The following is an 11,026-nucleotide window of genomic DNA, read 5'->3' on the forward strand; positions in this document are numbered from 1 at the left end:
TGGGTCCTCGCGACAAGCGCGAGGATGACGCTGGGGGTGAAGGCGGCGATCATTCGGAACCTCTCAGGGGCCTGAGAAACTCCAAGCGATTGCCGAAGGGATCGTAGATGAAGACGCGCTCGTAACCTTCGAGATCGTCATCGGATTTCGTGTCGTAGCCGGCAACCCGGGCGCGCGCGGCGATATCCGCTACGTCGTCGACCTGGAAAGCCACATGCGCCTTGGTGTTGGCGCGGAAGTCCTGCTCGACGCCGAGATGCACCTTGATCGCGCCGGCCTCGAACCAGGCCCCGCCGCGCTTGGCCATCTCGGCCGGCTTGGGAACCTCGGCCAGGCCCAGCAGGTCGCGATAGAACGGACGCGCCCGCTCCTCCCCGCCGACGGGGATCGCGATCTGGACATGGTCGATGGCGCGGAGCACTAGCCGACCGAGCCTTCCAGCGAGATCGCCACCAGCTTCTGGGCCTCGACGGCGAACTCCATCGGGAGCTCCTGGAGGACGTCCTTGACGAAGCCGTTGACCAGCAGGGCCACGGCGGCCTCCTCGTCCAGGCCGCGCTGCTGGCAATAGAACAGCTGGTCTTCGGAGAGGCGGGTCGTGGTCGCCTCGTGCTCGAACACCGACTGGCCGTTGCGGGCCTCGATGTAGGGCACGGTGTGGGCGGCGCAGTCCTTGCCGATCAGCAGGCTGTCGCACTGGGTGAAGTTGCGCGCGCCCTTGGCCTTGGGGTGGGCCGAGACCAGGCCGCGGTAGGTGTTGGACGACTTGCCCGCCGAAATCCCTTTGGAGATGATCCGCGACTTCGTGTTGGCGCCCAGGTGGATCATCTTGGTGCCGGTGTCAGCCTGCTGGAAGCCGTTGGTCACCGCGATCGAATAGAACTCGCCGGAGCTGCCCTCGCCCCGCAGGACGCAGGACGGATACTTCCAGGTGATCGCCGAGCCGGTCTCGACCTGGGTCCAGCTGACCTTGGCCCGGTCCTCGCGGCAGTCGGCGCGCTTGGTGACGAAGTTGTAGATGCCGCCCTTCCCGGTCTTGGGATCGCCCGGGTACCAGTTCTGGACCGTCGAGTATTTGATCTCGGCGTCTTCCAGGATGACCAGCTCGACCACGGCGGCGTGCAGCTGGTTCTCGTCCCGCATCGGGGCCGTGCAGCCTTCCAGATAGGAGACGTAGGCGCCCTTGTCGGCGATGATCAGGGTCCGCTCGAACTGGCCGCTCTCGGCGGCGTTGATGCGGAAATAGGTCGACAGCTCCATCGGGCAGCGCACGCCGGGCGGCACATATACGAAGCTGCCGTCGCTGAAGACGGCGCTGTTCAGGCAGGCGAAGTAGTTGTCGCTGACCGGCACGACCGAGCCGAGGTACTTGCGGACCAGCTCGGGATGCTCGCGCACCGCCTCGCTCATCGAGCAGAAGATGACGCCGGCCTGGGCCAGCTCCTTCTTGAAGGTGGTGACCACGCTGACGCTGTCGAACACCGCGTCGACGGCGTACTTCGGCGCACCGGCGACGCCGGCCAGGACCTCCTGCTCCTTCAGCGGGATGCCGAGCTTGGCGTAGGTCTCCAGCAGCTCCGGATCGACCTCGTCGAGGGACTTTGGCCCCTCCTTCTTGGTCGGGGCGGCGTAGTAGTAGGCGTCCTGGTAGTCGATCTTCGGATAGCTGACCTTGGCCCAGTCGGGCTCGTCCATGGCCTGCCAGCGCTCGAACGCCTCCAGCCGCCATTGCAGCATCCACTCCGGCTCGCCCTTCTTGGCCGAGATGAAGCGCACGATGTCGGGGTTCAGGCCCTTGGGCGCGAACTCCTGCTCGATGTCGGTGACGAAGCCGTGCTCGTACTTCTCGAGCTCGGCGACCGCGTCGACGGTTTCCTTCACCGCAGCCATCAGGCCACTTCCTTCCTGCGCGAGAGATGCCGCGCGTACAGTTCGAGCCAGGCGTCGCCCGCCCGGCTCCAGTCGTCTTGAGTGGTCGTCCAGCCGCCGCTGATGCGGACGGCGAACGGCGCGAGGTCGGCGCGGCCCATGGCCGCCACCACCTCGCTGGGCTTCATCTTGCCGGAGGAGCAGGCCGGGCCGGCGCTGATCATCACGCCCGCCAGATCCATGCCCATGACCTGCATCTGGGCGTCGAAGCCGGCGGCGGCGAAGCCCAGGGTCTGCGGCAGGCGCGGCGCGCCCTTGCCCAGGATCACGACGCCGGCCTCCTCGACCCGCGCCTGCATCGCGTCGCGCCAGCGAGCCTGCTCGGCGACATGCGGCAGGTCGCGGACGGCGGCGACGGCGGCGGCGCCGAAACCGGCGATGCCGGTCAGGTTCTCCGCCCCGGCGCGGCGGCCGCGCTCCTGGCCGCCGCCGTGCAGACGGCGAACGACGGTCGAGCGCGTGCCGGCGATCAGGGCCCCGCTGCCGAACGGCCCGCCGATCTTGTGCGCGGCCAGGGCCAGAGTGTCGGCGCCCAGGTCGGTGAAGTCGATGGCGATCTTGCCGGCGGCCTGGACGGCGTCGACGTGCAGCCAGCCGCCGGCCTCGCGCACCAGGGCCGAAGCCTCGGCGACGGGCTGGATGACGCCCGTCTCGTTGTTGGCCAGCATCAGGCAGACCAGCGGCCGGCCGCCCTTGGAAAGCTCGTCCTTCAGCCAGTCCAGATCGGCGACGCCCTCGGCGTTCACCGGCCAGAGGGCGACGGGAACCTTGGCGGCCCGGACGTTCTCGCCCACGGCCCCGTGCTCGGTCCCGCCGAGGATGATGCGGTCGAAGCCGGCGGCGACCGCGCTCTCGATGGCCAGGGCGTTGGATTCGGTGCCGCCGCTGGTGAAGGTGACCGAGCCGACCTTGACCCCGACCAGGTCCGCGACCTGCTGCCGGGCGGTCTCGATCAGGTTGCGGGCGGCGCGGCCGGCGGCGTGGACGGACGAGGGATTGCCGCCGACCTCGAGCGCGCGCACGACCGCGTCCTTCGCCTCGGGGCGGACCGGCGCGGTGGCGTTATGGTCGAGGTAGACGGTCACGCGGCGGCGGCCTCCGCGGAAGGGCGCAGCTTCCCGGCCAGAACATCGGCCAGCGAGACCGACTCCAGATAGCTGTGCAGCTGGCGGCCCATCTCCTCCCACAGGTCGTGGGTCATGCAGCGCTCGCCGCCGATCATGCAGCCCTTGCCGATGGTCTTGCCGCAGCGAGTCGCGCGCAGCGGCTCGTCGACGGCCAGGACGATGTCGGAGATCCGGGTCTTGCAGGCGTCGTGCGCCAGGCGGTAGCCGCCGCCCGGCCCGCGCACGCTCTTGACCAGTCCGCGGCGGCGCAGGCGCGCGAACAGCTGCTCCAGATAGGACAGCGAAATCTGCTGGCGGGCGGCGATATCGGCCAGCGAAACGGCCCGCAGGGCTTCGTCCGCATCCTGACGGGAAGCGAGGTCGGTCATGGCCATAACGGCGTAGCGGCCCTTGGTCGACAGGCGCATGGCGAGATTCCTTGGCATCCGGCGCGCGGCCTGTGCTAAAGCCGCGCCTCGCGCGCGGCCGCCGACGAGGCCGGACCGCGCAAGGCGGATTTAGGAAAACCAAGCGCAGTGGTCAAGTATTCTGACCCTCGCCTGGGCAAGATGGGAGCCCTCGATGCCCGAGGTTGTTCTGACCGGCGCGGCCGGCCGGATCGAAGGTCGCTATTCCCCCGGCAAGCGCGAGAACGCGCCGATCGCCCTGGTCCTGCACCCTCACCCCCGCGCCGGCGGTCATATGAACAACCCGGTCGCGGTGCAGATGTACCACCTGTTCATGCAGCGCGGCTTCTCGGTGCTGCGCTTCAATTTCCGCGGCGTCGGCCGCAGCCAGGGCGAATTCGATTCGGGCATCGGCGAGCTGGCCGACGCGGCGACGGCGCTCGATTGGCTGCAGGCCACCAACCCGCAGGCCTCCCAGTTCTGGGTCGCCGGCTACAGCTTCGGGGCCTACATCGGCATGCAGCTGCTGATGCGCCGGCCCGAGACCGACGGCTTCATCTCGGTGTCGCCGCCGACCAATATGTACGACTTCAGCTTCCTGGCGCCCTGCCCCGCCTCGGGCCTGATCCTGCACGGCGCGGCCGACACCATCGTTCCGCCCGTCGAGGTGGAGCGGGTCGTCAGCAAGCTTCGGACCCAGAAGGGCATCGTCATCGACTACGACCTGGTCGACGGCGCCAACCACTTCTGGTCCGACCATCTCACCGACGTCGAGAAGCGCGTCGGCGGCTATCTGGACAAGCGTCTGGAAGCCGAACCGGCCTGATCATCTGATCCAAGGATAAGTACGAACCATGCGTCTGGAAGCCGTGCCCGTGGGCGCTAACGCGCCGCACGAGGTCAATGTCGTGATCGAAGTGCCGATCGGCGGCGAGCCGATCAAGTACGAGATGCACAAGGAGTCGGGGGCCCTGATGGTCGACCGCTTCCTGTACACGTCGATGCGCTACCCCGGGAACTACGGCTTCATCCCGCACACCCTGTCGGACGATGGCGACCCCTGCGACGTCATCGTCGCCAACACCCGCGCCATCGTGCCGGGCGCGGTCATGGCCTGCCGCATCGTCGGCGTGCTGATCATGGAAGACGAGGCCGGCGGCGACGAGAAGCTGCTCGCCGTCCCGACCAGCAAGCTGACCAAGCGCTACGACAGCGTGAACAACTACACCGACCTGCCCAAGATCACCCTGGAGCAGATCGAGCACTTCTTCGCCCACTACAAGGACCTCGAGCCCGGCAAGTGGGTGAAGATCGTCCGCTGGGGCGACGCCGAGGAAGCCCGCAAGATGATCGAGGCCGGCATCGCCCGCGCCAAGGCGGCGAAGGCGGAATGAACCTCGTCCAGCTGGGCGGGCTGCTGCTGACGGTCGCGGGGGTCGCCCTGCTGATCATGACCGTGCTCGCCTGGCTGGTCCGCGGGATCGCCCGGCTGGCCCGCCGTCCGCTCGACCGCTGGGACGGCTTCTACGCTCGCTGGCCGGCGCGGTTCGTCATCCTGGGCGTCTTCGGCATGGCCCTGGGCTACGGCATGATGTGGGGGCCGTCCCTGGTCATGGGCGCCAAGACCGATCGGGCGGAGAAGGAACGGCGGTTCCAGTAGGGACGCTTCCCGGCGCCGTCATCCTCGCGCTTGTCGCGAGGACCCAGGAACACGGCGAACAGCAAGAAGGGCGCGGATCGTTCCGCGCCCTTTTCATATTGCTCATCACGCATGGGTCCTCACGACGAGCGCGAGGATGACGGGTGTTTGGAGGGCGCTCAGTAGATCAGGTACGGCGCCCGCTCTTGCGCCCAGGCCGCTTCGTCGGGCGTGGTGATGGCGTCGAGGTCCCCCGGCGCCGCCTCGCTGTCGTCGACCCACTCGCGCAGGCCGGGCCCGCCGTTGATGACGTCGATGGCCAGCTTGTCGAACACGTACTCGTACGGGAAGTCGCGCCACAGGTCGTAGTCCGGGTACAGCGCCCGGATCGCCTTGAAGGCCAGCGCCTGCAGCCGCCAGGGCTTGAAGGCCTCGTGATCGTAGCTCGGGTCCTCGGTGTGGATCTGCACCCCGCTGCTCAGCGTCTTGGCGTGCTTGTGGAAGGTCGGCTCGAAGGCGACCTCGCGCAGGCGGCAGCCTTTCAGCCACTGCGGCGCCAGGGCGTACATCTTGGCGATGACGTCGCGGGCGGCGATGTCCGGCGCGCCGAACAACTCCAGCGGCCGGGTCGTGCCGCGCCCCTCGCTGAGGGTCGTCCCCTCCAGCATGACCGTGCCGGCGTAGGCCCGGGCCATCCAGAGGTTCGGCGCATTGGGGCTCGGGTTGATCCAGGCCCGCTGGCCCAGCGGCCAGCCGTAGCCTGGCCCGGCGGCCGGGTCGTAACCCTCCATCTCGACCACCTTGTAGGCGACGTCGAGCCTGTAGCGAGCGATGAACCAGCGGCCCAGCTCGCCCAGGGTCAGGCCGTGACGCATCGGGATCGGGCCAGCGCCGACGAAACTCTCCCAGCCCGGGCGCAGGGTCAGTCCCTCGATCGGCCGTCCGGCGGGGTTGGGCCGGTCCAGCACCCAGACCTCCTTGCCGTGCTCGGCCGCGGCTTCCAGCACGTACAGCAGCGTGGTGATGAAGGTGTAGATGCGACAACCCAGGTCCTGCAGGTCGACGAGGATGACGTCGAAGGTCCCCATCGACTGGCCGCTGGGGCGACGCACCTCGCCATAGAGGCTGAAGACGGGAATGCCGTGCACCGGATCGGTGAAGTCCGGCGACTCCATCATGTTGTCCTGCAGGTCCCCGCGCATGCCGTGCTGCGGCCCGAAGGCGGCGGAGAGCTTGATCTCCGGGCAGGCCGCCAGGGCGTCCAGCGTATGGGTCAGGTCGGCCGTCACCGAGGCCGGGTGGCCCAGCACGGCGACCCGCTTGCCCTTCAGCTGCGCGCGGAGGGCCGGGTCGGAGATCAGGCGGTCGATGCCGAACTTCATGCGGGCTCCAGATCGTACGCGAAGGCGGCGGGATGGTGGAAGTCGGGCTTGTCCGGCGCATGGGCCAGCGCCCAGTAGGACTTGCGGCCGTCGGCCTCTTCGATGACCGCCGAGAGGCCGAGCCGCCAGTCGCCCGCGGACAGGTCGGACAGGCCGGCGAGATCCATGGTGGCGACCATCTCATAGAGCCGGCCGTCCGTCCGCTGGGTCATGTGAGTCACCGCCACGCCGTCCGGCGCGGTCATGCCGTCCCGATAACCGTCGAAGCCGTAGGCCGCCCAGCGGTTCGAGGGCGACAGGTTGAACTCATAGTACCCCGCCCCCTCTTCCTTCCTCAGGAAGGCCTCGAAACAGGTGGTCCGCCAGAGCTCGTCGGCGCGGCCTCGCTCGACCGGGCGCGGCAGGCGCAATCCGGCGATGTCGCCGGTCACGACGAAGCGCAGGGCCAGGCCGGCCGGCGCGGACCGGGCCAGGTTGACCGCGATCGTCTCGACCGCCTCGCAGGGCGTCAGGGGGTGTGGCGTCAGGGCCAGAGTCATGCCCCTTCGATACCCCGCGGTTGACGCGGGTCAATGGGCGGCGGTACGAAGCCCGCATGATCGCCAAGGCCGCCCTCGCCGCCCTCTATTACGCCCGCTCGTTCTGACGAGCGGCGCTGCGATCGCATGCCGCCCAACCTCCGGCGGCATGTCCTGATCTGATCCAGCACACGGTCGCCGGTCCCCTTCGAAGGAGACCTCCGTATGCTCATGACCTTGAACCCCTCCCCGCCTGACGTGCTAGAGCCCTCGGCGCAAGGAGACTCCCCGCCGATGACCGCCGACGCCGCCTTCAAGTCCGATTTCCTGCACACGCTGCAGGAGCGGGGCTTCATCCACCAGATCACCCATCCGGAGGAGCTGGACCAGGCGGCGTCCAAGGGACCGATCGCGGCCTACATCGGTTTCGACGCCACCGCGCCCAGCCTGCATGTCGGCAGCCTGATCCAGATCATGATGCTGCGCCGCCTGCAGCAGGCCGGCCACAAGCCGATCGTCCTGATGGGCGGCGGCACGACCAAGGTCGGCGACCCGACCGGCAAGGACGAGGCGCGCAAGCTGCTGAGCGAGGCCGACATCCAGGCCAACATCGCCTCGATCCGGACCGTGTTCGCCAAGTTCCTGACCTTCGGCGACGGCCCAACCGACGCGGTGATGGTCGACAACGACGAGTGGCTGAGCCAGTTCGGCTACGTCCAGTTCCTGCGCGACTACGGCGTGCACTTCACGATCAACCGCATGCTGTCGTTCGACTCGGTGAAGCTGCGGCTCGAGCGCGAGCAGCCGATGACCTTCCTCGAGTTCAACTACATGCTGATGCAGTCGGTGGACTTCCTGGAGCTCAGCCGGTCGCGCGCCGCGGTGCTGCAGATGGGCGGCAGCGACCAGTGGGGCAACATCCTCAACGGGGTCGAGCTGATCCGGCGCGTCGACCAGAAGCCGGCCTTCGGCCTGACCACCCCGCTGCTGTCGACCGCTTCGGGCGCCAAGATGGGCAAGACGGCCCAGGGCGCGGTCTGGCTGAACGCCGACATGCGGTCGCCGTACGACTACTGGCAGTTCTGGCGCAACGCCGAGGACGCCGACGTCGGCCGGTTCCTGCGCCTGTTCACCGACCTGCCGCTGGACAGGATCGCCGAACTGGAGGCTCTCCGGGGCGCCCAGATCAACGACGCCAAGAAGGTGCTGGCCGACGAGACCACCACCATGCTCCACGGCGCCGAGGCGGCGAAGGCCGCGCGGGAAGCCGCCGAGAAGGCGTTCGAGCAGGGCGCGCTGTCGGCCGACCTGCCGACGGTGGAGATCGCCGCCTCGGTCCTGGCCGAGGGCGTGGCCCTGGCCGTGCTGGCGACCGACATCGGCCTGACCGCCTCGCGCGGCGAGGCCCGCCGTCTGGCCCAGGGCGGCGGCCTGCGTCTCAATGACGCCCAGGAGAAGGACGGTGACCGCGTCATCACGCCGGCCGACTTGGTCGACGGCGTGGTCAAGCTGAGCCAGGGCAAGAAGAAGATCGTGCTGGTGAAGCCGGTCTAGCGACCCCAACTGTGTCATCCCGGACGGCCGCAGGCCGATCCGGGACCCAGTCGCCGGCGTTCGCCGCCCTGGGTCCCGGCTCTCTGCTTCGCTTCGGCCGGGATGACCCTTGACCATGTGGAGGCCCGAGTGAACGGACCCAACGAAGGCGACAAGGCCCCCGACTTCGACCTGCCGACCGACACCGGCCGGGTGCGGTTCGCCGACCTGAAGGGCCGCAAGGTGGTGCTGTTCTTCTATCCGAAGGACGACACCCCCGGCTGCACCACCGAGTCCGTCGGCTTCTCTCAGGCCAAGGCGGATTTCGAGGCCGTCGGCGCGGTCCTGGTCGGGGTCTCGAAGGACACCGCGGCCAAGCACGGCAAGTTCCGCGCGAAGCACGGCCTGACCGTCGAGCTGGGCTCGGACGCCGAGAGCGACGTCATCGAACGCTACGGCTCCTGGGTCGAGAAGAGCCTCTACGGCCGCCAGTACATGGGCATCGACCGCTCGACCTTCCTGATCGACGGGAACGGGGTCGTTCGCCGGATCTGGCGCAAAGTGAAGGTCAAGGGCCACGTCGAGGCGGTGCTTGAGGCCGCGCGCGAACTCGCCTGAGCGCCCGCACCAGGAAGTGTTGCGAAAAGGTCGCGCCGCGGAGCGAATATTCGCGTGAGACGTGTCATCGACGCTTCGGCGCTGGCGACCCGGGGGCGACCTGATTAACGATTGAGCCCAGTGAGGGATTCCACGTTTCGCGCCGCCCCTGACGCGCGAAGCCTCTTGCGCATTTCATAATCTTAATTGCATATCCCCAAGTCCGAAAAATTCGGGTTCGGGGGCTATGACGACTACGCGCTTGCGTCGAATTCGGCGGGCCATGGAGGAGTTGTTCCCGGAACGACACCTCTACATCCGCTCGGGCGGGGAAATGCGCGGCTTCGTGCTTTCCACCGGCAAACAGGTGATGGGCGCCGGCGTGGTCGCCGCCGCCGCGTTGTGGATGGGCGTGACCACCGCCGCCATGATGGTCAACGCGCTGTCGGCCAGCGCCGCGGACCAGGAACTCATCAAGCAGAAGCGCTATTTCGAGCGGGTCACCGCCGATCGCCAGGCGCGCCTGAACGCCGCCATCGACCAGCTGTCGACCACCGACGGCTCGCTGGACGAGCTGGCCAAGGTGGTCGAGAACCGCCACCAGGCCCTGGCGCTGCTGCTGCAGGACTACAAGGGCGCCCCGGGCGCGCTGCAGGCCCTGGCGCCGGCCAAGCCGCAGTTGGCGGCCACCACCCCGGTCCAGCGCGTCAAGAACACCCTGATCGACCAGGAGCGGATCATCTCCGCCGCCGAGGGCTTCGCCCGCAGCCGCGCCGAGCGCCTGCGTCTGGCCTTCCGCCTCGCCGGCCTGGATCCGGCCAGCTACGGCGGCCGCGGCGGCTCGCTGGGCGGCCCGCTGATCGAGGCGAAGGACCCGCGCGCGCTCGCCGCCGTGCTGGACGTCGACGAGAGCTTCGCCATGCGCATCCAGCGCGCGGCGAACAACATGTCCGACATGCGCTCGCTGCAGCAGGCGGCCAAGGCCCTGCCCTTCTATCGCCCGACCAGCGCCGGCGAGCAGTCGTCAAGCTACGGCGTGCGCCTCGACCCCTTCACGCGGCGTCCGGCCTTCCATTCGGGCCTCGACTTCCCGGGCGCCAGCTTCACCCCGATCTACGCCGCCGCGCCGGGCGTGGTGTCCTATTCCGGGGTGCGCTCTGGATACGGCAACACCGTGGAAATCGACCACGGCGGCGGATTCAAGACTCGCTACGCCCACCTCGCCGGGTTCAACGTGAGCGTCGGTCAGCGAGTCGCGGTTGGCCAGCGTATTGCATCGATGGGCTCGACCGGTCGCTCCACCGGCCCCCACTTGCACTATGAAGTGTGGGCCAACGGCCGGGCGCAGAACCCAAACCGTTTTCTGAAGGCCGGCGAATATGTTCAGCAAGCAGACTAAGACCCCGGCGAAGACGTTGCCGCCCGCGGCGCCGTCGACGCCCACCCCCGCCCTGGTGATCCCCGAACAGCCCAAGGCCCGCCCCCGCGTGGCGTCGCTGATCAGCGACGGCATCACCATCGAGGGCGGCGTCACCGGCGACGGCGAGCTGCAGATCGACGGCGTGGTCCGCGGCGACGTCCGCGTGGGCCGCCTGACCGTCGGCGACACCGGCCATATCGAGGGCTCGGTGTTCGCCGAGGCGATCGAGGTCCGCGGTCGCGTGATCGGCGCGGTGACCGCCAAGCAGGTGCGTCTTTATGGCACAGCCTACATCGACGGCGACATCACCCATGAACAGCTGGCGATGGAAACCGGCGCCTTCTTCCAGGGCCGCAGCCTGAAGTTCCAGCGCCCGGCCACGCCGCCGCCGAGCCAACCTGCGCCGCAGGCCGCCGCGGCGCCGCTGAGCGGCGAGGTTCTGCCGGCGCCCGCGCCGATCGCCTAGGCAGGGCTCTGACGTCCGGTTCCGGGACA

13 protein-coding genes and 1 pseudogene are annotated in these 11,026 nt (G+C 68.7%); 7 read left to right on the plus strand and 7 right to left on the minus strand.

Features of this window, described 5'->3' with window-relative positions; all coding sequences use genetic code 11:
- Positions 1-49 precede the first annotated feature (49 nt).
- From CSW64_RS12500 to CSW64_RS12515, 4 genes are read right to left on the minus strand one after another with little or no spacing between them, the layout of a single operon-like run.
- Positions 50-421: a VOC family protein gene (locus CSW64_RS12500; RefSeq protein WP_099622426.1), complete on the minus strand. Its 372-nt coding sequence runs from the start codon at positions 419-421 to the stop codon at positions 50-52.
- Entirely contained in the window at positions 421-1,890 is a 1,470-nt protein-coding gene (gene sufB / locus CSW64_RS12505) for a Fe-S cluster assembly protein SufB (RefSeq protein ID WP_099622427.1), read from the minus strand. The genes CSW64_RS12500 and sufB overlap by 1 nt, the downstream gene beginning before the upstream one ends.
- Positions 1,890-3,014 (minus strand): cysteine desulfurase family protein, encoded by a 1,125-nt coding sequence (locus CSW64_RS12510; RefSeq protein WP_099622428.1) that lies wholly within the window; start codon positions 3,012-3,014, stop codon positions 1,890-1,892. Before CSW64_RS12510 ends, sufB begins: the two co-directional genes overlap by 1 nt.
- Positions 3,011-3,463 (minus strand): Rrf2 family transcriptional regulator, encoded by a 453-nt coding sequence (locus CSW64_RS12515; protein ID WP_099622429.1) that lies wholly within the window; start codon positions 3,461-3,463, stop codon positions 3,011-3,013. Before CSW64_RS12515 ends, CSW64_RS12510 begins: the two co-directional genes overlap by 4 nt.
- A 154-nt stretch (positions 3,464-3,617) precedes the next feature.
- Between CSW64_RS12515 and CSW64_RS12520 the strand changes: the two genes are divergently transcribed.
- Genes CSW64_RS12520 through CSW64_RS12530 form a run of 3 tightly spaced genes read left to right on the plus strand, consistent with a single transcriptional unit; the run spans position 3,618 to position 5,102 of the window.
- Positions 3,618-4,268, plus strand: coding sequence for an alpha/beta hydrolase (locus tag CSW64_RS12520; RefSeq protein ID WP_099622430.1), 651 nt, complete (start codon positions 3,618-3,620; stop codon positions 4,266-4,268).
- A 28-nt stretch (positions 4,269-4,296) separates the two neighbouring features.
- The gene (gene ppa / locus CSW64_RS12525) at positions 4,297-4,836 is read left to right on the plus strand and encodes an inorganic diphosphatase (protein ID WP_099622431.1); all 540 of its coding nucleotides are present in this window, start codon (positions 4,297-4,299) and stop codon (positions 4,834-4,836) included.
- Positions 4,833-5,102 (plus strand): hypothetical protein, encoded by a 270-nt coding sequence (locus CSW64_RS12530; protein ID WP_099622432.1) that lies wholly within the window; start codon positions 4,833-4,835, stop codon positions 5,100-5,102. The genes ppa and CSW64_RS12530 overlap by 4 nt, the downstream gene beginning before the upstream one ends.
- A 158-nt stretch (positions 5,103-5,260) precedes the next feature.
- Here CSW64_RS12530 and CSW64_RS12535 read toward each other — a convergent pair whose 3' ends face one another.
- Positions 5,261-6,463, minus strand: coding sequence for an exo-beta-N-acetylmuramidase NamZ family protein (locus CSW64_RS12535; RefSeq protein ID WP_099622433.1), 1,203 nt, complete (start codon positions 6,461-6,463; stop codon positions 5,261-5,263).
- Positions 6,460-7,002, minus strand: coding sequence for a DOMON-like domain-containing protein (locus CSW64_RS12540; RefSeq protein WP_099622434.1), 543 nt, complete (start codon positions 7,000-7,002; stop codon positions 6,460-6,462). The genes CSW64_RS12535 and CSW64_RS12540 overlap by 4 nt, the downstream gene beginning before the upstream one ends.
- Before the next feature lie 216 nt (positions 7,003-7,218).
- Between CSW64_RS12540 and tyrS the strand changes: the two genes are divergently transcribed.
- Positions 7,219-8,535 carry a tyrosine--tRNA ligase gene (tyrS, locus tag CSW64_RS12545; protein ID WP_172448664.1) on the plus strand — a complete coding sequence of 439 codons (1,317 nt, stop codon included), beginning with the start codon at positions 7,219-7,221 and terminating at the stop codon, positions 8,533-8,535.
- Between the two features lie 7 nt (positions 8,536-8,542).
- On the opposite strand, the pseudogene CSW64_RS22490 reads toward tyrS, so the two are convergent.
- A pseudogene (locus tag CSW64_RS22490) lies at positions 8,543-8,640 on the minus strand (hypothetical protein); the annotation flags it as partial.
- 24 nt (positions 8,641-8,664) lie between these two features.
- Here CSW64_RS22490 and CSW64_RS12550 point away from each other — a divergent pair.
- The 3 genes from CSW64_RS12550 (at position 8,665) to CSW64_RS12560 (ending at position 10,997) form a co-directional block, all read left to right on the plus strand.
- On the plus strand, positions 8,665-9,132 hold the full coding sequence (locus tag CSW64_RS12550; protein WP_245863684.1) for a peroxiredoxin: 468 nt from the start codon (positions 8,665-8,667) through the stop codon (positions 9,130-9,132).
- 226 nt (positions 9,133-9,358) lie between these two features.
- Entirely contained in the window at positions 9,359-10,510 is a 1,152-nt protein-coding gene (locus CSW64_RS12555) for a M23 family metallopeptidase (protein ID WP_099622437.1), read from the plus strand.
- A complete protein-coding gene (locus tag CSW64_RS12560; RefSeq protein WP_099622438.1) occupies positions 10,491-10,997 on the plus strand; it encodes a bactofilin family protein in 507 nt (168 codons plus the stop codon). Before CSW64_RS12555 ends, CSW64_RS12560 begins: the two co-directional genes overlap by 20 nt.
- Positions 10,998-11,026: the final 29 nt, after the last annotated feature.

The sequence above is a fragment of the Caulobacter mirabilis genome, from assembly GCF_002749615.1.
GTDB classification, from domain to species: domain Bacteria; phylum Pseudomonadota; class Alphaproteobacteria; order Caulobacterales; family Caulobacteraceae; genus Caulobacter; species Caulobacter mirabilis.